At 68.6% G+C, this 20,606-nt stretch carries 16 protein-coding genes; 10 read left to right on the top strand and 6 right to left on the bottom strand.

Annotated elements, in window-relative coordinates; translation table 11 throughout:
- Window positions 1-3 precede the first annotated feature (3 nt).
- A complete protein-coding gene (locus tag KME78_RS06980) occupies window positions 4-3,519 on the bottom strand; it encodes a WD40 repeat domain-containing serine/threonine protein kinase (protein WP_219527942.1) in 3,516 nt (1,171 codons plus the stop codon).
- Between the two features lie 147 nt (window positions 3,520-3,666).
- On the opposite strand from KME78_RS06980, the gene KME78_RS06975 reads away from it, so the two are divergent.
- From KME78_RS06975 to KME78_RS06965, 3 genes are all read left to right on the top strand, one after another.
- Window positions 3,667-4,920: an AAA family ATPase gene (locus tag KME78_RS06975; RefSeq protein ID WP_219527941.1), complete on the top strand. Its 1,254-nt coding sequence runs from the start codon at window positions 3,667-3,669 to the stop codon at window positions 4,918-4,920.
- On the top strand, window positions 4,920-5,633 hold the full coding sequence (locus KME78_RS06970; protein WP_219527940.1) for an RloB family protein: 714 nt from the start codon (window positions 4,920-4,922) through the stop codon (window positions 5,631-5,633). The genes KME78_RS06975 and KME78_RS06970 overlap by 1 nt, the downstream gene beginning before the upstream one ends.
- 212 nt (window positions 5,634-5,845) lie before the next feature.
- Complete coding sequence (locus tag KME78_RS06965) at window positions 5,846-6,919, top strand: RICIN domain-containing protein (RefSeq protein WP_219527939.1); 1,074 nt, start codon at window positions 5,846-5,848, stop codon at window positions 6,917-6,919.
- 49 nt (window positions 6,920-6,968) lie between these two features.
- Here the strand turns inward: KME78_RS06965 and KME78_RS06960 are convergent, their stop codons facing one another.
- Together KME78_RS06960 and KME78_RS06955 are read right to left on the bottom strand one after the other, a co-directional pair.
- Window positions 6,969-10,508 (bottom strand): serine/threonine-protein kinase, encoded by a 3,540-nt coding sequence (locus KME78_RS06960; RefSeq protein ID WP_219527938.1) that lies wholly within the window; start codon window positions 10,506-10,508, stop codon window positions 6,969-6,971.
- A gap of 48 nt (window positions 10,509-10,556) precedes the next feature.
- Window positions 10,557-10,994: a hypothetical protein gene (locus KME78_RS06955; protein WP_219527937.1), complete on the bottom strand. Its 438-nt coding sequence runs from the start codon at window positions 10,992-10,994 to the stop codon at window positions 10,557-10,559.
- A 141-nt stretch (window positions 10,995-11,135) separates the two neighbouring features.
- Here KME78_RS06955 and KME78_RS06950 point away from each other — a divergent pair, with 141 nt between their 5' ends.
- The 4 genes from KME78_RS06950 to KME78_RS06935 all read left to right on the top strand — a co-directional run bounded on the left by KME78_RS06950 (window position 11,136) and on the right by KME78_RS06935 (window position 15,160).
- Window positions 11,136-12,182, top strand: coding sequence for a hypothetical protein (locus KME78_RS06950; protein ID WP_219527936.1), 1,047 nt, complete (start codon window positions 11,136-11,138; stop codon window positions 12,180-12,182).
- A gap of 105 nt (window positions 12,183-12,287) precedes the next feature.
- Window positions 12,288-13,280 carry a zinc-binding dehydrogenase gene (locus KME78_RS06945; RefSeq protein ID WP_308126834.1) on the top strand — a complete coding sequence of 331 codons (993 nt, stop codon included), beginning with the start codon at window positions 12,288-12,290 and terminating at the stop codon, window positions 13,278-13,280.
- A gap of 107 nt (window positions 13,281-13,387) precedes the next feature.
- On the top strand, window positions 13,388-14,404 hold the full coding sequence (locus tag KME78_RS06940; protein ID WP_219527935.1) for an RNA polymerase subunit sigma-70: 1,017 nt from the start codon (window positions 13,388-13,390) through the stop codon (window positions 14,402-14,404).
- 234 nt (window positions 14,405-14,638) lie between these two features.
- Complete coding sequence (locus KME78_RS06935; protein WP_219527934.1) at window positions 14,639-15,160, top strand: hypothetical protein; 522 nt, start codon at window positions 14,639-14,641, stop codon at window positions 15,158-15,160.
- 45 nt (window positions 15,161-15,205) lie between these two features.
- On the opposite strand, the gene KME78_RS06930 is transcribed toward KME78_RS06935, so the two are convergent.
- Window positions 15,206-16,732: an alpha/beta fold hydrolase gene (locus KME78_RS06930; protein WP_219527933.1), complete on the bottom strand. Its 1,527-nt coding sequence runs from the start codon at window positions 16,730-16,732 to the stop codon at window positions 15,206-15,208.
- A 127-nt stretch (window positions 16,733-16,859) separates the two neighbouring features.
- Window positions 16,860-17,489 carry a TetR/AcrR family transcriptional regulator gene (locus KME78_RS06925; protein WP_219527932.1) on the bottom strand — a complete coding sequence of 210 codons (630 nt, stop codon included), beginning with the start codon at window positions 17,487-17,489 and terminating at the stop codon, window positions 16,860-16,862.
- A gap of 77 nt (window positions 17,490-17,566) precedes the next feature.
- Between KME78_RS06925 and KME78_RS06920 the strand changes: the two genes are divergently transcribed.
- Both KME78_RS06920 and KME78_RS06915 read left to right on the top strand, forming a co-directional pair.
- Window positions 17,567-17,962, top strand: coding sequence for a DUF4345 domain-containing protein (locus tag KME78_RS06920; RefSeq protein WP_219527931.1), 396 nt, complete (start codon window positions 17,567-17,569; stop codon window positions 17,960-17,962).
- Window positions 17,963-18,021: 59 nt separating this feature from the next.
- Entirely contained in the window at window positions 18,022-18,540 is a 519-nt protein-coding gene (locus KME78_RS06915) for a hypothetical protein (RefSeq protein ID WP_219527930.1), read from the top strand.
- A gap of 18 nt (window positions 18,541-18,558) precedes the next feature.
- On the opposite strand, the gene KME78_RS06910 is transcribed toward KME78_RS06915, so the two are convergent.
- The gene (locus tag KME78_RS06910) at window positions 18,559-19,044 is read right to left on the bottom strand and encodes a hypothetical protein (protein WP_219527929.1); all 486 of its coding nucleotides are present in this window, start codon (window positions 19,042-19,044) and stop codon (window positions 18,559-18,561) included.
- 203 nt (window positions 19,045-19,247) lie between these two features.
- On the opposite strand from KME78_RS06910, the gene KME78_RS06905 reads away from it, so the two are divergent.
- The gene (locus KME78_RS06905; protein WP_219527928.1) at window positions 19,248-20,567 is read left to right on the top strand and encodes a hypothetical protein; all 1,320 of its coding nucleotides are present in this window, start codon (window positions 19,248-19,250) and stop codon (window positions 20,565-20,567) included.
- Window positions 20,568-20,606 lie beyond the last annotated feature (39 nt).

Raw genomic sequence — 20,606 nt, 5'->3', positions numbered from 1 at the left:
CTGTCAGCCCGGATCAGTGACAACCGTCAGAGCCGGCTTCGGGCAGGTCTCCCGGTACGCGACATCACCCAGGTAGTGGCTCCACTCCGCTTCGCTGAGCCTGCGTCCCGCGCGCCCGCACACCAGCGCGGCGACCCGTTCTGCGCCGACGGGGATCTCCCAGATGTCGCCGTCGGCCGAGTAGTACAGCATGCCGCCGTCGGCGCTGAAGGCCAGCGAGTCGACATCCTGGATGGTCCCGGGGTCGAAGCCGCCGCCGAGCCGCCGCCTGTTGACGGGGTCCCAGAGCTGGAGGACGCCACCGCTGGCCGCCGCGAGCACGTCCCCGCTCGGTGAGAAGGCCAGGACGCTCGCGGGACCCGCCGCTTTCGGCAGCATGGGACGCAATGCCTTCGGCTCGGAGGGGTCCCAGAGCGAGACGCGACCCGTCTCGTCGTAGGCGATGGCCATGAGACCACGGCCGCTCAGGGCGACACCGTTCCCACCGGAGGTGGACGTGTCATAACCCTCCCCGACCAGCTTGCCGGTGGCCACGTCCATGAACCTGCCGGAGCCGGTGGCGAGCCTCTTGCCGTCGGGCAGGTACGGGCCGCCGTCGCTGGTGGTGGCGCTGTCGTGCAGAACCCGTCCGGTGGCCGCGTCGACCACGGTCAGCCAGTACTTCAGGGTCTGCCCGTACGGGCCGAGGACGAGCGCGATCGTCCTGCCGTCGGGGCTGAACACGGCCCGTGACGGTGAGAAGCCGTCGACGGCGTGCCGAGAGCGGATCGACCAGATCCGTTTGCGGGAAGCGACGTCGACCAGCTCGATCCGGCCGGACTCCGACGCGATGAGCAGCCGCCTGCCCAGCTCGTCGAACCGCAGCACGGCCAGCATGTTCGGGTCGGCGGGAAAGCGAGCGACCTCCTTGCGCTCGCGCATGTTCCAGAGCCGGATGTACTTGCTGTCAAGGCCGCGGATCGCGGCCCACTCGCCGCCGGGACTGACGATGGCGTCGTCGCCCCCCGTCCTGACCGAGGCGGCGCGCGTGGACAGGTCGACGCTGACCACCGAGTCGTCCATCAGATAGCGCAGGGTCGAACCGTCGAAACCGACATCGGACAGATCGCCCTCGGACTGGTACGTGAGCAGCTCCAGGTCGTGGTCGGCGACCTTCCACACCCGGAGCTTGCGTACGTTGAACGCGGCGAGATAGCGGCCGTCGGGGCTGAACCGGAGCCGCGGAAAGTGGCCGGCGCAGACGTCACAGGACCAGGCGTCCTTGTTACGACGGCGTCCGGTGACGGTGTCCAAGAGCACCACCTCGCTGCCCGCGCAGGCCAGGGTGCCGCCGTCGGACGAGAACGCGGCGACCGAGTGCGTCCGGGGGCCGCAGCCCGCGTAGCGATGCTCGGGGGTCCAGCCGGGCAGAGCGCGCTCGGCGAAGCTGTCGCCGGTGAGCAGCAGGTGCTTGCCGGTCCGGTCGATCAGCGGACCCCACCCGTGCATGGCTTCGACCCTGCCGAACTTCCTGCCGGTGCGCAGGTCCACCAGGTGGTCGAGGTCGTTGTCGTAACTGACGGCGAGAGTGGCCTCGTCCTCGCCGATCGTGACGCCGATCAGCATGCCGCCCGCCGGAATGAGCTCCTTGAACAGCCGCTTGCCGGTGGCGAGGTTCCAGACGCCGAGCTCTTCGTGGGTGTAGATCGCCACCAGCCGTCCGGTCCTGCTCAGCACCGGAGCATTGAGCTCCGAGCTGTCCCTCAGCCCCAGCCCCTGCCAGCCGCCCGTCCGCTTGCGCGTGCGGACGTCGTACACGTTGACGCCGCCGTCGCTGACACTGACCAGCGTGCGGCCGTCGCCGCTGAGCGTCCGCGTGGCCACCCCCTTGACCTGCGGATCGTGGAAGACGGCCGTCTCCTGCTGCTGGAGCGAGGCCATCAGCGCCGAGCGGGCCTCGGCCTGCGGGGAGACGCGCCACGCCGCCACGCTGAGCAGCATCGCCAGGACCGGGTCGGTGGTACGCAGCCGGTCCGCCTCGGCCGCCACCTGCTTGGCGGTGACCACGTCGCGCTGACCGGTCGCCTGCTGTCGTTGCCACAGCGCCAGCCCGCTCGCCACCAGCGACACCACCAGCAAGGCCGCCAGCGCCGTGGTGGTCAGGGCCCTGCGCCTGGCGCGCTTCCTGGTCAGCGCGGTGCCCGCCTGGAGGAAGTCGCGCTCGCGGGGAGTGAGCGTCACGTGGCGGCGGCCGGTGGCCGCCCAGCTCAGCGCGTGTTCCAGGCGGCTGCCCTGGAGCAGGTCGCCGTCGCGCCGGCCGTTGTCGGTCCAGTGCCGCGCCGCGCTGGTGATCTGGCTCAGGACGGCGAGGCCCTCGCGGTCGGCGTCCACCCACATACGCAGCCTGGGCCAGGCCCGCAACAGCGCGGGACGCGACAGCGCGACCGACTCCTCGTCGGTGACGACGACGTACGAGAACGTCCGAAGGATGCGCCGGATCGCGGCGGCCTCGGGCTCGGGACGCCCGCCGAACAGCTCGTCCTGGGAGACGGCCCTGCCGCTCTCGCGACCGTCCTCGTCCACGGCGACCAGGCGCAGGAACACCTCGGCGGCCAGCTCACGCTCCTGCGCCCCGAGCGCGCCATAGGCGTCCTCGGCGATGGTGCCGAGCGCCGGATCGACCTCGCCCTCGCCGCGCACACCCTGGGCGGCGCGGCTGCCTTCGGTCAGGAGCCCTCTGGTGTCGCCACCGTTGCCGCTGACCAGCGCGAGCAGCAGGTCACGGGAGGCCGGCCTGGTCGCGGGGTCCTTACGCATCGCGACCGCGACCAGCTCGGCCAGCCGGGGCGGCAGCGCGCTCAGATCGGGCTGGTGCGACAGCACCCGGTGCATCACGCCGCCGAGGTTGTCGGCGTCGAACGGCTCCTGCCCGGTGGCGGCGTACACCATGATCACGCCCCACGCGAACACGTCCGCCGAAGCACCCGCCCGCTGCCCGGTGAACACCTCGGGCGCCATGTAGCTGGGCGTGCCCGACACCTCTCCGGTCCTGGTGAGCGACATGTCCAGGGTCCGCGCGATGCCGAAGTCGATCACCCGCGGACCGTCGGGACCGAGCAGCACGTTGTCGGGTTTCAGATCGCGGTGGATGACGCCCGCCTCGTGGATCGCCGTCAGCGCCGTCGCCACCGCCGTCGCCAGCCGGTGCAGATCGTCACCGGTGAACCTGCGCCCCTCACGCACGGCCTGCCGCAGACTCGGCCCGGCAACGTACTCCGAGACGATGTACGGCCTGGGCCCGTCCAGCTCCACATCCAGCACCCTGGCCGTGCAGAACGAGGCCACCCGGCCCGCGGCGGTCGCCTCCTTGGCGAACCGGTCGCGGCTGTCGTCGCCGACCGCGTGCAGCATCTTGAGCGCCACCCGGCGCCCGTCCCCGTCGTACGCCTCGTAGACGACCCCCTGCCCGCCCGACCCGATCCGGCCGGCCAGCCAGTAGCCCCCGATGTGCTGCGGATCTCCCCCGCTCAGCGATCCCACGGCGGATTAGACGCGCATCGTCACGCATGAGTTGTCCCGCTTAACCCTCATCATGCACCTTCTTCTCCGGCGCCCGACGAGCGTCGCGTAGAAAATCTGCATGTATCAAACTAGAATGGATCCAGAGAACGGATTAGAGGGCGTGCAATGCTGCTCAGATTCAGAGGCGCCAACCATAGATCGTTTCGCGACGAGTTCGAGGTCTGGCTGGCGGCGAGCAAGTTCAATCAGGAGGCAAGGCGCCCTGCCGGTCTCGCTGAAGATCCCGACCTGGCCTACCTACCCGCGACCGCGATCTACGGCTCGAACGCGTCCGGCAAGTCGAACGTCCTGCATGCCATCCGCTGGATGCGGCAGGCCGTCCTCAACTCCGTTCACGGCTGGTCCACCCTTGACGGCATCCCACGCGAGCCGTACGAACTCGACCCGGACGCCCGCACGGATACGTCCCTTTTCGAGGTCGACATCGTTCTCGACGGTGACCGGTACGTCTATGGCTTCGAGGTGTCCGACCAGCAGGTCGAGACCGAATGGTTGCATACATACCCCGGTGGACAGGCCCGTCGGCAGGTCTGGTTCGAACGCGACGCCGATGCCGACGAGCCGTTCGCTTTTCCTGGCGAAGGACTGAAGGGGCCGAAGGAAAGCCTTGTCTCCCAGACTCGGCCCGACGCGCTGTTCCTGACCGTCGCCGCGGCCTTCAATCAGCCATATCTCAAGCCGATCCACGACTGGTTCCGGCACAACCTCTGGTGGATCAGCCCAGGGCACGACTTCGAAGATCGGCAGAGCTTCACCCGCAAGATGCTCGACGATCCACGGCAGCGGGAGCGCATCATCGGGCTTCTCAAGGTCGCGGACCTGGGAGTCGTGGGCACCGAGATCGACAGCCTGACCGGCGAGCTCCGGCTCGTACACGAAGGCTCCCACGGACCTGTCGCGTTGAGCTACGAACGACAGGAGTCCATGGGCACCCGATCCTGGTTCGCCTTCCTCGGCCCCCTCCTCACCACCCTGGACCACGGGGCGGCCCTCCTCGTCGACGAACTCGACACCAGCCTGCATCCCCTCTTCGCCGCCGAGGTCCTCCGGCTCTTCCAGGATCCCGCGGCCAACCCCAACAACGCGCAACTGGTGTGCACGGTCCACGACGCGACCCTGTTGGGCCGCACGCACATCTTCCAGCCATTGGAGCGGGACCAGGTACGCATCACGGTCAAGAACCGGCACGGCGCCTCCGAGATCTATCCGCTGACCGACGCCCGTCCTCGCAAGACCGAGGCCCTCGACCGCAACTACCTGGCCGGCGTGTACGGCGGCGTGCCAAGGCTGACCGTCGGCGAGATCGCGGAGACCCTTGCCAGGCCACTCACGGAGCCGACGACGGAAGTGCGTCCTTGATGGCCAAACGCGGAGCACCCGGTGGAGCTACTCCGCCGCGTCCAGGTCAGGGCAGCCGCCGAAAGAACAATGTCCTGTTCATAGTCTGCGAGGGGCAGACCGAGCGGAGCTACTTCCACCATCTCAACCACCGTTATGGAGCGGAGCACAATTTCCAGATCCAGCTCACCCCGCGCAAGGTCACCGAAGGACAGCAGTTCAACGGCTATAAGCCAGCCCCTGCGGTACGAGAGGCGATCCGGCTCAAGAAGTCCACGAAAGGGATCAAGAACTCCGTGTTCTGGGCGGTCTTCGACCGTGATGAGAACGAGGACATCTACGAGGCGTTTCGTCTTGCCCGCCAGAACGGGATCAACGTCGCCTTCTCCCATCCGCACTTCGAACTCTGGCTCTGGCTCCACTTCGCGTCAGGCCCACCTGGCCGGCTCGGCGGAGACCGTACGGCGATCCCCGCGAAGCTTCGAAGGACCAAGGAGTTCGCAGATTTCGAAAAGCTCATCGAGCCTCATCACTTCGAAGAGCTGATCAAGGAAGGTCGACAGGCAACGGCGGTCAAACTGGCCCAGCAGCTCGTGATCGACTGCCCGAGCGGACGCTGCGCTCCCGCATCAGAGCTCGGCGCACCCGGCCATGCACCCTACTGCGACATCCTCTTGCGCGATCCCTCTACCGACATCTACCGCATCCTTGAGGTCCTGGGGATCATCTCCTAACGGCCGAAAAGCATTTCGGGAAACCTGTTCTCAGTACGTCGGTGCCGCTCTGTAACGTTCATAAGATCTTGCCGAAAACCTTTTCGTCAGTCATGGTGTCCGTTAGGTCGGCCTGCGCTCGTTCCCCACGACACGGAAGACGTGTACCGATGAGACGATTACCAGCTGCCATTGCGTCACTCGCCGCCGCCACGCTCTTTTTGATCATGACGGTGGCCGCCCCACCAGCCAATGCCGCCACGACATTCACCTCGACAGCCGTCAACCAGAACGGCGGCAACTGTCTGACCCTGCCCAACAGCTCCACCACCAACGGCATCCAGCTCACGCAGGCAGCCTGTAACGGCGGCGCCAACCAGAACCTCACCTTCACCCCGGTGAGCGGCACCACCGACCAGTACACCATCGCCACGTCGACCGCCGGCAGGTGCGTGGACGTCTACGGCGCGTCCACCGCCGACAACGCCACGGTCATCCAGTGGACCTGCTCCAGCGCCAACAACCAGAAGTTCCGCCTGGTGACGGTCAGTGGGACCGACAAGACCTTCAGGCTCCAGGCGGTGCACTCCAGCAAGTGCGTCGTGCCCACCGGCGGCTCCTCGGCCGCCAACGCCGGCCTCGTACAGTTGCCCTGTGACGCGGTGTCCTCACGGACCTGGCGGTTGCCGAACTACAGCAGCGGTGGCGGCACCACCACACCCCCGGAGAAGACCGTCCGGGTGTACTGGCTGAAGCCGTCCGACGTGGCGTACGACCAGCGATGGCCGGACGGCATCGCCAACGTCATGCGCGAGGCGCAGCGCTACTACAAGCAGGAACTGGGCAAGACCTTCACCCTCAACTCCACCGTGGTCGAGGTCGTCAACGGCGACCACGTGAAGAGCTGGTACGAGACCACCCCCAACGGCAGCGACCCGTACTGGTGGACCGTCTTCAACATGCAGCAGGAACTGATCAGGAAGCTGAGCCTGCGAGCACCCGACTCGCGCTGGATCAACGTGGGTGAGATCAGCGCCGAAGGCAACGGCGCGGGCGGCGGTGGCGGAGGCGGCTGGGTGATCCTGAACCAGCACGACGCCGACGGCGCCGCGGGCGTGAACGGCCCGATGAACCGCTGGTACGGCGGCATGGTCCACGAATTGGGCCACGCCTTCGGCCTGCCCGACTCGACGTCCACCGACGGGACACCGATGTCCGCGTCGTTCTACAACTACCCGAACACACACTTCAGCCAGAGTCAGAAGAACGGCATCTTGACCGGCCCGTACGGCAGCTTCCTGAGCTGACCTCGACAGACGTATACCGGCCCGACCTCGATCGACGGGGACGGGCCGGTCACGGGCAGACCTCCCGGTACGGCACGCCGGGCAGATACCGCTGCCAGTCGGCCCGCGTCAGCCCCCGCCCGGCGCGGGCGCAGATCGTGGCGGCCGTCGCCTCGGGGCCGACGGACATGTCGCGCAGCACGCCCGTGTTGTCGAGCGTGTGCAGCACCACGCCACCCGATCCGAACGCGGCTGACACGAGGTCCTCGTCCACCGCCATCGACGGCCCGAGCTTGCGCGGCGTGGCGACGTCCCACAGCTGGACCTGTCCCGCGCCGATCGATGCGGCCACGTCGCCCTGGGGGGAGAAGACGATCTGGGTGATCCCGACGCCGTCGTTGGGGCTCGCCCGGAGTGTCGGGCCGCGCTTGTCTCCCGTGGCCACGTCCCAGAACGCGAGCCTGCCCGACCCGTCACCGGTGGCGAGGGTGGCCCCATCAGGGCTGAAGGCCATCCTCTGCAGCCTGCCCTCGAGCCCTCCTGAGCCGAACCCGGGGCCCGTCGGCTGTCCGGTGGAGAGATCGATCAGGTGGTTCCCCGAGTTGGTCACCGGGACCAGCATCGGGCTACCCGGCCGGAACACGACCTCCCACAGGTTCCCGGTTTCGACGGACCGCATCCACCTGTGGTGCGGCACGTCCCAGACGAACACCCGGCTGTGCCCCGTACCCTCCAGGTCGTCGGTGGTGTCGGCGGCGCCGACCGCGACGAGCGTCCCGTTACCGTTCACCGCCACGGTGGACGCGATCCAGCCGCTCGGCAGCCGCCCCGCGGACACGCGCGCCGGCTGCGAGGTGTCCCGCATCTCCAGCCGCTGTCCCATGGCGCCGATGGACGCCAGCAGCCGCCCGTCCGCGCTGAAGGCGAGGGCCATGGCCCCGTCCCCGATCGTGATCTTCAGCGGGGAGCCCAGCGGGCGGCGCCGCACCACGTCCCAGAGCACCAGGTGCCGCGACCCGGCGTTCTGCTGCGTGGCCAGGAACCGGCCGTCGGGGCTGAACACGGCGGTCTCCGGGGTACGGCCGGGCAGCCGTACGGGGTGGATCAGGTCGGAGATGTCGAGGCTCACCACGGTCTCGTCGGCCAGGTAGCGCAGGGTCGTACCGTCGAAGGCCACGTTCTGCGGCTCGACCCGGTAGTCGAGCAGGGTGTCCCCATCGGAGACGCGGACGAGCCGGAAGCGGTCGTCGTCACCGGTCACGAGGTAGCGGCCGTCGGGAGTGAACCACATGCCCCAGCCCGAGGACGCCCGGTGCGCACGCGTATGTCCAGTACGCAGGTCCACGAACGAGATGTCCGAGTCGGTGCCGCACGCGACCGTGTGCCCGTCAGGGCTGATGGCCGCCACCTCCCCGTCCTTGACGCAGGTCGTGTTGTCGTGCCACCGCGCCACCGGCTTCCCGCCCGGCAGCCTCAGCAACTGGAAATGCCCTTCGAGGTCGGCGTTCACCACCAGGTCGCCCGCCGCCGTGACGCTCGGCCTCAGCATGCCGGCCCTGGTGGAGATGGTCGCGCCGGTCCGTAAGTCCCACAGGTCGCCGCCTTGGCTCCCCAGGACGTTCACGTACCGGTCGCCGGTCAGGAACTGGAGACCGCCGAAGAACCCCGGAACCTCGATCTTGCGCCTGGCTCCCGTCTGCCGGCCGGTGCTCGTGTCCCAGATGGTGACGGCATGCCCCGCGGCCACGGCCAGCAACCGGCCGCTGGGGCTGAGGCCGGCTCCGAGGAACCGGTCCGCGCCCAACTTCAGGTCGTTCCAGCCGCCGATCCTCTTGCCCGTACGCACGTCGTAGATCCGCACGCCCTGCGGGAACACGCTGACGAACGTACGCCCGTCCGCGGTCATCTGCCGGACGGTCTCGGCGCCTGTGTCAGGGTCGGTGAACGCCGCGCGCTCACGCTGTGCCCACGCGTTCTCCAGCGTCGCCCGCGTCGCGGGGACGGGGGCCAGCCGCCAGGCGGCGACGCTGAGCTGCATCGCCCGGACCGGGTCGGTCGCCCGCATGGTGTCGGCCTGCGCTGCCACCTTGCCCGCGACCGCCTCGTCCCGCTGTGCCGCGACGATCCTGCTCTGCTCCGAGACCAGGCGGCTCTGCCACACGGCGACGCCGCCGCCCACCAGGGCGAGGACGAGCAGGACGGCCAGGGCGACCGTGAGGAGGCGGCGGCGCCTGACCCGGTGGCGGGTGGCGGTGGTGCAGGCGTCGAGGAAGTCGCGTTCGAGCTTGCTCAGGGTGAGATGGCGGCGGCCGGCGGCGGCCCAGCGCAGGGCGGTATCGAGGCGGCTGCCCTGGAAGACGTCGCCCTCACGGCGCCCATGGGCGTTCCAGTGGCGCGCGCCACTGCGGATCATGTCGTGTGTGGGGAGTCCGTCGCGTTCGTCGCCGACCCAGGAGCGCAGCCGCGGCCAGGCCTGCACCAGCGCCGGCCGGGCCAGGGCGATGTCGTCCCCCCGCGTGATCACCAGGTAGCCGAAGACCTCCAGGATCCGCTCCAGTGCGGCCTGTTCCTGCGGCGTCCTGGCCTCCGCCAGCTCCTCCCGCGACGCCGCCCGTACGGTCACCTCGCCGGTGTCGGTGACGTTCACCAGGCGCAGGAACAGATCGGGGACCAGATCACGTTCGGCGGGGTCGAGGAATCCGTAGGCGTCGTCGGCCAGGGTGCCGAGCGTGGGGTCGGCCGGGGCGCCACGGTCGAGCAGCCCTGCCTCGGCGCTGCCGACGGTGAGCAGGTCGGCCTGGCTGCCCTGGAAGCCGCTGACCAGGCCGAGCAGCAGCTCGCGCGCGGCCGGCCTGCCGACGGGGTCCTTGGCCAGGGCCGCCGAGACCAGAGGCCGCACCGACCGCGGCAGCACCGTCAGATCCGGCTCGGCCGACAGAACGCGGTGCATGACCGCGCCCAGGTTCTCCGCCCTGAACGGATCGTCGCCGGTCGCCGCGTACACCATGATGGCGCCCCAGGCGAACACGTCGGCGGGCCCGCCGGCGCGCTGCCCGGTGAACACCTCCGGAGCCATGTAGGTCGGGGTGCCGGTCACCTGACCGGTGGCGGTGAGCGACATCTCCGGGGTACGCGCCACGCCGAAGTCGATGACGCGCGGCCCGTCGGGCCCCAGCAGCACGTTGTCGGGCTTGAGATCGCGGTGGACGACCGCGGCGTCGTGGATGGCGGTCAGCGCCGTGGCCACCGCGGTCGCCAGCCGGTGCAACTCGTCGCCGCCGAACCGCCGCCCGCCGTCGACCGCCTGACGAAGGCTGGGCCCCTCGACGTACTCACTGACCAGGTACGGCTTGGGCGCGTCCAGATCAACCGCCAGCACCCGCGCGGTACAGAACGACGCCACCCGCTGAGCGGCGGCGACCTCCTTGCCGAACCGGGCCCGCAAATCCCGATCGCCGGCGGCGTCCCCGTGCAGCACCTTGATCGCCACCCGGACGCCCTGGGGATCGTACGCCTCGTACACCACCCCCTGTCCCCCGGCACCGAGCCGCCCGGCCAGCCAGAAATCCCCCAGCCGCGCCGGGTCTCCAGGAAGCAGGGCCGACGCCATCTCTCCACCCCGTCATCTTTGATCGACTATGTCGATTAGATGCCGTCCTCATGCCGGGAGTTGTCCGCTACGCAGCGCGCGGATCGCGGCCAGCACCTCCGCCCGGTTCCCGGCCGCCTTCATCCACCCGGGCAGCCGCTCCAGCAGCGTCTGCGACCCCGCGGGCGTGGGCCGCTCCCGCTGCGCCGCGGCCACGTACGCCTCCAGCAACTCCAGGTGCGGAACGTTGTACGCCCACAACACCCGCCCACAGCACGGCCGCCGCAACCACAACGGCAGCCCGAAGTAGGGGTCGTCCGGCCCGCCGAGCTCCGGCACCACGAGCGGGCCGCCCCGGGTGAAGTACGCGTCCCCGGCACCGCTGCTCCACTGCCGCGGCCCCCATTCGGCAACGTGGGCGCACCCGGGGCAGGTCAGCCGGTGCGGCGCCGTCAGCCAGCCGACGGCGTACTTATGGACATCGCGATGATCAGGATGTACCGCCACCAGCGCACATCCGTCGCACCGCGGACACCGGACCAGGATCTCCTTGGCGAAATGCCACAGACGCACACCGGGATCCCGAAACCGTTCTCCTGGGGCTCGCTCGACTTCCACAGCACACATCCTGCCCTCAGGGTGATCTTTGTGAAAGAAATGGACATGGCCATCGAGGAACACCTGATCACCACAACCGCGCGCCTGCTGGAGCAGTGGCTACCTGACGTCCCCGCATGGCGTGTGCAGATCATCAGCGGCAGTGCGCCTCGCGTGTTCGACGAGGATTGGGAATCGCCGCCGCCACTGACAAAGGTCAGCGAGTACGGCCGGTTCCCGGAGACGTTCGGCGGCGCGGACGGGAACCGTTTCCCTGTCGAGGCCGAGCTGCTGGAGTTCGAGGAAGGCCTGGACTACTACTGCGGCCAGCGGGCTTCAGCCGGTCGGCCCGACGAGTCCGCCGCGTACGTCATCGAGGCCCTGACCGAGACCTTGGAGGCGGGTTCCGGACCGCTCGACCGACGCGTCCGGCCGCTGGTGGGCTTCCTGGCCGGCGTGCTGACCGAGTGGGCCTGCGAGCACCTGCTGCGGATCCACGTCGCCACCGAGCCGGGCGGCGCCCGGCTCGACGACGAACTGCACCTTCTCGTACGCGATCACGATGGGAAAGCCTGCCGGCTGTCCGTGGCCCCGAGCACCGCGGTGCCGGCCGCCGGACTGGACACGCGGACCACCTGGGACACGACGCTGCTCAGCGAGTTCCTCTGGGTGAACAACAACAACGCGGTCGGCTTCGAGATCACCGTCGAACCGCACGGCCTCGTCCTGGACACCAGTGCCGATGCCACTTTCCGCACCTGGAAGGGGGTCGAAGATGACGACTTTCGGCTTCTGGACGGCGCGGCCCTGGCCACCGTACTCGCCGAGACCGAGCAAGCCGCCGCCGACATGGCCCTGTCCGTGTGCCTGAGCGAGGACGACGACCTGGACGACCCTCAGCCACCCGCGGACCAGCTCGTCATCCCGGTCCTTCGCGATCTCATCGACACGCTCACCAAAAGGGTCGCCGGCGACGACGAGAAACCGCTGCTCGCCTACAGCAACGGCTGGCCGCTGGAGTTTCGCGGTGAAGGCGCCCGACTGGTTCTCGTCGGTCCCGAACAGGTCGCTGTCATCGACGTCGATGACTCATGCTGACCACCGCTTCAGCGGCCGCCGATTCCTTTCCACGGTGGCCGAGGTCTACATGGTCGACGGTCCGGCCCGCCGAAGAGGCCGGCCGAGAGTAGAGAGCTGATCACCGTGACCATTCCCGCCACCATGCGCGCCCTGCGGCAGACCTCGCTGAAGGGCACGCAGGACGTACGTCTGATCACCGACGCGCCGGTACCGAGCCCTGGCCAGGGCGAGGTGCTGATCCGGGTCGCCGCCGCCGGCGTCAACTTCGCCGACATCTCGAAGGCCCACGGCACGTTCCTGAACGGCCCGCAGCCACCGTACCTGGCGGGTTTCGAGGCCGCCGGCGAGGTCGTGGCGGTGGGCGAGGCGGTGACCGGCCCACGACCCGGGACTCGCGTCGTCGGCGTCGGATACGGGGCTTTCGCCGAGTACATGGTCCTGCCCGCTGCCGCGGCGATGCCGCTGCCGGCCGGCTGGACAGCCGAGCAGTCGCTGGGCCTGGTCGTGAACTGGCCCACCGCACTCGCCGCGCTCAAGCCCCTGGGCCGCATCACCGCCGGGGAGACCGTGCTGGTCCCCGCTGCGGCGGGCGCGACCGGCCAGGCCGCGGTGACCCTGGCCAAGCACTACGGCGCGACGGTCATCGCCACCGCCTCGCCGAGCAAGCACGAGACGGTGCTGGCACTCGGCGCCGACCACGTCCTGGACTCCCTCGACGGCGACCTCGCCGCCGAGGTGCTGCGGCTGACCGGCGGTGCCGGTGCCGATCTGGTGCTGGAGTCGGCGGGTGGTGCCACGTTCAGCGCCGGCCTGGCCGCGGCCAAGCCGGTCACCGGCCGGATCATCGTGTACGGCCTGGCAGGCGGCGAAGCCGCGATCACCAACTGGGAGCTGGTGTACAAGCACCAGGTCCACATCATCGGCCTCAACATCGGCGTGCTGATCCAGGCCGCACCCCAGATGTTCGGCGAGCTCATGGGCGAGCTGTCCGCCCTCATCGCCGCCGGCGTCCTCACCCCGACACGCCCCACCACCTACGACCTGGCCGACGGCCCGAAGGCCCTCGCCGAACTGGAAAGCCGCGCCACAATCGGCAAACTGGCCCTGCTACCGTGACAACCCGGATGCCCGCTGACCTGGGTTTCGATTCCTTCGCAACAGCGTCCCGGTCGTAATGAACGACGGCCCCGACCGGCGGGACCGGTCCGGACAAGGAACAACGCATGCCGAGCAAGGAATCCGCGGCGGCAGCTCACCTGCGGGAGGCGGCGGACCAGGACCGGTTCGCCGCCGAGACCGAGCGGTTCCGCCGGGAGCTGCTGGCGCACTGTTACCGCATGGTCGGCTCGGCGCATGACGCCGAGGACCTGGTGCAGGAGACGTATCTTCGAGCATGGCGTTCCTACGCGGGCTTCGAGGGCCGTGCGTCGATGCGGTCCTGGCTCTACAAGATCGCCACCAACGTCTGCCTGACCGCGTTGGAGCCGCGCCGGATCCGGGTGCTGCCCTCAGGCCTGACCGGCCCGTACGACGGACCCGATCACCCGCCGAGTCATGTCGCGCCGGGCGAGGTCTCGTGGCTGGAACCGCTGCCGGACCGATGGATCGCCCCGGCCGCCGACGATCCGGCCGCGGCGGTGGTCGCCCGCGAATCACTCCGGCTGGCGCTCATCGCCGGCCTTCAGTACCTGCCCGCCCGCCAGCGCGCGATCCTCATCCTGCGCGAGGTGCTGGCGTTCTCCGCGGCCGAAACCGCGAAGATCCTCGGCACCACTACCGCGGCGGTGAAGAGTGGCCTGCAGCGTGCCCGGGCACGGCTGGACGAACTGGCGCCAGAGCCCGAGAAACTGCTCGAACCGACCGACCAGCGGGCGCGTGCGCTGCTCGACGGCTACATCGCGGCCTTCGAGCGCTCCGACGCCGGCCTGCTGGAACAGGTGCTGCGGGCGGACGCCACGCTGGAGGCGACACCGTTCCGCGAATGGCAGGCCGGTCGGGTGCGGTGTATCCGCATGCTCGACGCGTACGTGATGGGCGCGCCGGGCGACTGGCGGATGATCGCCACAACAGCCAACGGCCAGCCCGCCGCCGTCGAGTACTACCGGGACGCGGACGGCGCATTCCGGGCGAACGGCATTGTGGTGCTGGCCGCGACCGCCACCGGTGTCTCCCGCGTAATCGCGTTCCATGATCCGGCGCTGGTCGCAATGTTCGGCTTCCCAGACGTGCTCGCGGACTGATGAATTGCCGCCATTCTTCCGGGAGCTGGACGAAGAACATTCTTTGCCGCCCGGCTGACGTCACACGACATTAAAGCGTCTCTCTTCCGTTTTTCTTCCGTTCGCCTTCCGTCGCAGGTGAGCGATGCGCGAGCGGTTCCGCAATTCGCCGCCACCCTCGTGGACCGGGCGAATCTGCTATACCTCTCAGGGCCGCGCCAAAGGCGCGTGGCATTAAACCCGAAAGAGGTCCGAATGGCCATGTACGAACGGCAGACACCCGCCCAATTCGACGACCGGCGCGCCGCCAATGCCCCCGAGAGGCCGGCGAACTTAACCCGAGCGGTGTACGCGGCCATCGCCGCCGCGACGCTCAACGTGATCAGCGCCATCGGACTCATCGTCTCCGGCGCGGAGGCGATCAAAGAGCAGATCGCCGCGAACTCGAACGGCGGCTCCGCCCCCGTGAGCCTCGACGAGGTCGACATCCACAGCGACCGGTTCGAGTCGCTCCAGATGATCTACTCCGGGCTCGCCTACAGCACGATCTTCTGGTCGCTCGTGCTCGTCCTGCTCGCCTGGCTGGCGCTGCGCGGCGGCGGCGCCGTCCGGATCTTCGCCACGATCATCGTCATCGTCTCGGTGCTGTTCAAGCTGGTGGGCCTGTTCATCACCCTGCCCACCCTCACGCTGGTCGCCGACGCGCTCGTCGCCGTGCTGGGTCTGGCCGCGACCATCTTGTTCTTCGGCGCCGGTGGCAAGGCAGCCCGCACATGAAAAGACCGCCGGACCGCGGCGTATGCCGTGGTCCGGCGGCTCTGGTTACCAGTGCTGCTTGTCCGTTGGCCACGTCCTCTGTGGCTGCTTCTTGAGCAGGCTCTCCTCAGGCGTACCCACGGCGCAGCGGGTGCCGCGCGGAGGCACGGTCAGAGCGATCAGGTATTGGTCGATGATGTCCGTCTGGCACTTGTCCTTGCCGTAGATGCGGTGCCCCCAGCCCTCGTAGGTGAGCAGCACAGCCTTCGGACCGAGTTGCCGCGTCGCGTTGGCGGACCACATGTACGGCGTGGCGGGATCATGCAGCGAGTTGCCCAGCAGGATCGGTGCGCTGCCCGTGTACTTCAACTGGTGCGGCGGGTTAGTCGTCGTGGAGTTGAGGCAGATGGGCATGTCGTCGATCGGGTACGGGTGGTACCCCACGTCGGGCGCCAGGTGCTTGGAAATCTTCATGTAGAAGGCGTATTCGGCGTAGTTCCGCACCCGGAGGTTGTAGTCCTGGCAGAGGATCCGGGTGGGCAGCTCGGCGGTGTCGCCCTCCACGGGCCCCCGGCCCGGCAGCGGCGGGACCCACGACGGCTCCGGCCCACCGCTCAGCCAGTTGATGACCTCGCTCAGCAGGCGCCAGTCGGGCCCCTCGGTGCCGAGCGCCGCGTTGTAGATGACCTGCAGCTCGGTCATCGGGCGGTCCGGGGCGGTCGGGTAGTACAGCTTGCCGCTCCGGGCCTTGGCCCGCAGATCCCGCCACATCTGACGGACGTCACGCCCGTGCAGGACACAGCTGGTGTCGGCCTCGCACCATCCCACGAACTGGTCGAAGGCGTCCTCGATGGCGATCGCCTCGGTGCTGAGGAAGCCCGCGACGCCGAGACTGTGGTCCATGTTGCTGTCGAGCGCGAGGGCCCGGATCCGGTTCGGGAACATCTCCGCGTACATCTGGCCCATCAGCGTCCCGTACGAGATGCCGTAGTAGGTCAGCTTCTCCTCACCGAGGGCGGCGCGGAGGGCGTCCATGTCGCGCGCGACGTTGCGCGAGTCGACGTGGTCGTACAGGGGGCCGGTACGTGCCCGGCAGTCCTGATGCAGCTTCTTGGTGAAGGCGTCCCAGGCGCTGTACTCGGCCTGGCTCGAGATGACGGTGTGCGGCATCTGGTTGTACACCGAGGCCGAGCAGATCACCGGGTGACTGCGGCCCACGCCCCGGGGGTCGAAGCCGACGATGTCGAAGCGCTTCTGCAGCTCCTCGGTGTACGAGTCGGGAGCGCCGTAAACGGCTTCGACACCCGACCCACCCGGGCCCCCAGGGTTGATCACCAGAGACCCGACCCGAGCCGTCGGGTCGGTGGCCTTGCGCCGGGCGATGGCCAGGTCGATGGTCTCGCCGTTCGGCTTGGACCAGTCGATGGGGACGGTCAGCTTGCCGCACTCGGCGCTGGGCTCCTCCTCACAGGGCGCCCAGGTGATGCTGCTCTGTCCTGCTTCCGGCTCGGTCGCCGCGGACGCCGCAGGGACGGGTAGGACCGCCGACAGTGCTAAAAGCGCGGTAGCGAGCAGAGTCGTCTTTCTTCGCACGTTGCTCCAATCATGGTCGGCCTGCACGCCCCCCGTTTATGAGCGTTCGGCCAGCCTCGATCATGGCTTGTGCGGGACGTTGTTGTGACTTGCACTCATAAATTCGCACAAAGTGGTACGGCAGGCCCTAGGCACCCGCGGCGGGCCCTTGTCGCGGCCAGTCGGGGGCGAGGTCCTCGGCGAACAGCGGGCGGAGGGCGCCGATCACCGCGCCGACGCAGACATCGCGCAGCTGGGTGCGCGTACAGGTCGCGTGGGTGAGCCAGTCGACGCAGAGCACCTGGACGAAGACCAGCCAGCTCTTCAGGACGCCGGACACGGCCTCGCGGGCGCTCTCGTCCGCGAGCGGGAGTACGGTCAGCAGCCGCGCGCGGAGCGCGTCCAGCTCGTTCGTCATGATCGTCTGGATGACCGGGTCACCCGCGAGGACCCGGTTCGCGGCAAGGACGGCGTTGCGGTTCGCCACGAAGTAGTCGAGATGGACGTCCAAACCCTGGATGAGCTGCCCCACCAGGGAGTCGGCGGAGTCGAGGCGCGTCTCGGCGAGCAGCTGGTCCGCCGCCTGCTGGTAGACGGCCGCGAAGAGAGCCTGCTTGCTGGGGAAGTGACGGTAGAGCAGGGCCCGCGAGACACCGGCCTCTTCGGCGACCTCCTCCATCAGCACGTCGGCGTACGGGTGTGCGGCGAACAGCCGTGCGCCGACGGCGAGGAGTTGTGCGCGACGGTCGGCGGGCGTGAGTCGCTGGCGGGTAGGCACGCAAAAAGCTTAGTTGACATGAGTCTACTAGTGCGCCCACTGTAGTAGACACATGTCAACTAAGCGTTGGAGGGATCATGGCCAGAGTTCTGCGCGTTCTCACCCAACTGATGGGCTGGGCCTGCGTCGCGATCGGCCTGTTCCACGTGGCACTCGGCAACGCGGCGATCCCCGGCGCCGGCTCCGCCGGTACGACGATCGACAGCTGGGGCCGGTTCATGGGGGCCAGCTTCGTCGGCTACGGGCTGGCCTGGCTGTGGGCCGCGCGGCAGCGTCCGATCCCGGCTCGGGCGGTGCGGTGGCTGGCCGCCGTCTTCCTGCTGGGCGGCGTGGGCCGGCTGCTCTCGCTCGCCGTGTACGGATGGCCGCAGTGGTTCCAGATCGCGCTGACGGTGATCGAGCTCGGCCTGCCGCCGGTCTTCTTCTGGCTGGCCGACGCGGAGGAGCGGGCCCTGCGCAGCGATGTCAGGTAAGTAGAAATCAGTTACGTGAAATCGTGACAAGCGTGTGCGGCATGCTGGAACCTGGATAGGTGGCCACCTTCATTGCCATTGCGGGTCTTCTATTCGCCGCAGGCAGCTTTGTGTACGCTGCATTGACCTATCACGTCAAAGATCGAAAAGGCCCGACGACCACGGCTCCACAATCGCCGTACTTCGCCACGCCACCGGTGCACGATCCTGCACAACCGCCAGCACAAGGCATCTCTTGGCCCATACGCGCCTATCCGCAGCGGCGGTCCATCAACCGACAGCCGCAGTGGGTGTTTGTCAGTGCCTGGAGCATGGCCGGGTTGATCATAGTTGGAGAGCTGGTGGGCTTCGTAAATCCGGGCAAAGATCTCGGTTGGCTCGGCCTCTCGGCTGCTGGAATTGGCCTTGCTGTCGCCGTCCCCTTGACCATTCGTCTCGAAAGAACTGCTGACGACGACTACATCGGCACGCTCATCGGGGTTCTGTTCTGGGCACTTGTTGTGATCGTCATCAGAAGTTTTTTCCCAGACTTGATGATCCTGGAGATCACCTGGCCGGGCGGTGTTCTCCGACTGTAGTCCCGCGGCCTGAAGTCCTTACCGGTGGAGGCCGCGTTGGCGGGAAGGTTGCCTGCCGCAGTCGCCGTAGCCGCTCCAACCGCCCGAGGCTCGGAAGGCGGATTCGATCGTTCCCCTGAAGGAGACGCATCTGCCCCTGGCGTTCGCCTTCACCGGACCCGCGTAGTACTTGAAGTTTCCCGCGTCCTCTTCTTTGCGCGGAGCGGTGAAGGCGAGGCCCTGCACGAGGAGGGTCGCCGTGGCCCTGGTGGGCGTGCCCACGAAATCCGACTTTATGGTGACGACGCAGTGCTCTCCCGTGGGCGGGCTGTAGAGCAGGTAGACCTGGCCACGCATCGTGTTCGTCTGGTCGGTGACCGGCATGCGGCCGAGCGCCACCGTGTTGAAACCGCTGCCACATAGTTGCTCGGGGGTGTACCCGCTTGCGGCGCCGACTGGTGCTGCTAACCCGGCGGTCGCGAGCAGGGTTACTGCGGCGAGTCGAGTGAAGGCGTTTCTGGTCACGAATTCTCCTCCCACGCCAGATACCCATGATCTGGCGGAACTTGGGGGCGGCAGGGCGGCGCGGATGGTGACCATCCGGCGTTTTCGAGGCTGGCGGGTCCGCCGGTTGTCCGGAAGTGGCGCTGATCAAATCCGGACAATGAGTTGTCCACGGACAATCGGGTCTGTTGACTTGATCACTAGTGGAGGCAGCGGAGGAGGCGATGGCCGCGATGAACCGCAAGGTGGGCAGGCCCCAAGGCGCCCCTCGCGGCAGCACACAGCAGGCGAACACGTTGGCGGAGTTCCTGCTGACGCTCACCGCCGGGATGACCGTCCGCGAGCTCGCCGCGCGGTATCACGTGGGCAAGACGCTCTGGAGCGAGTACCGCTCAGGACTGAAGATCATCCCGTTGGAGCTGCTGACGCGACTGGTACAGGACCAGCACGAACCGGACGAACGCATCCGCCACGGTCACATGGAGACTGCCGCCCGGCTGCACACGGCGGCCCTCGAAGCAACACACCGGGAACCCGTCCCGGTAGCTCCGCCTCCGCTGCCCTCACCGACGGCGGCGACGGTCACAGAGGCGGCGGTCATGGAACCGGCCGCGAGCCCCGAGCCGCCTGCGGCAAGACGGCATCGTCCACGCCCCCTGTTCCTCGTCGGTGGCGGCACCGCGATCGCGGTTCTCACGGTGCTCGCCCTGCTGCTCGGATGGGGTTCTTCGAGCGGGGACGCCGTGTTCGCCGTGGGACCGGGCGGTCATGGCATCTTCCGCTGGGATGGCGCGGACGCAGCGGGCTGGACCAGAATCGGCGACGGAGCCAAGCGCCTGCACTCCGGGCCCGCCGGCCTGTTCGCGACCGGCACGGACGACCGCCTCTACCGATATGAAGGCCGACCCGGCCGCTGGTCACTGATCAGTGAGGCCGGCGGCGACTTCGCGGTCAGCGGCGCACACGTCTTCCGGCTGGCCGCCGACCACCAGTCCGTCGCCGTGTGGAACGGGCACGGCACGTCATGGACCACGATCGGCGGCCCAGCAGTGCGGTTGTACGGCGGCGAGCCAGGGCTTTTCGCGACGAGTCCGGAGGCGGGGTGGATCTTCCGGTATGCGGGCCGCCCCTTCTCCTGGGACCGCGTCGGCACGGCGGGGGCCTCGTTCGCTCTCACTGACCGTCACCTGTACGGCCTGACCCCGGAACGCGCTCTGGTCAACCGTTGGCTCTCGGACGATCCGTCGGCACCCTGGCCGTCCTGGACGTACGCGGCAGGTCCGGCGGCAGAGCTGTACGGAGGCCCCGCCGGCCTCTTCTCCACCGACCCCACGGGCGCACGGCTGCGCGTTCTCACTGACTCGACGACCGGCCTCGCGGACCAGATCTGGCAGGACATCGGCCCGGCCGGCGCGGAGGTGGCGGTCGGCCGGGAGGCGGTGTTCGTACTGACCGAGGACCGCTCCCGGATCCTGCGCTGGTCCGCCGACTCCGGCACCTGGCAGCACATCGGCGGCCCCGCCCAGACCGTGACGGCGGGCTGAGTTCGCTCCACGGACGGGATCTCGTAGAGACGGTGGCTT

This window comes from Nonomuraea guangzhouensis, assembly GCF_019396345.1.
Lineage (GTDB): Bacteria > Actinomycetota > Actinomycetes > Streptosporangiales > Streptosporangiaceae > Nonomuraea > Nonomuraea guangzhouensis.
The sequence above is the reverse complement of the archived record's forward strand: the minus strand, read 5'-3'. Positions and strand labels throughout refer to the sequence as shown.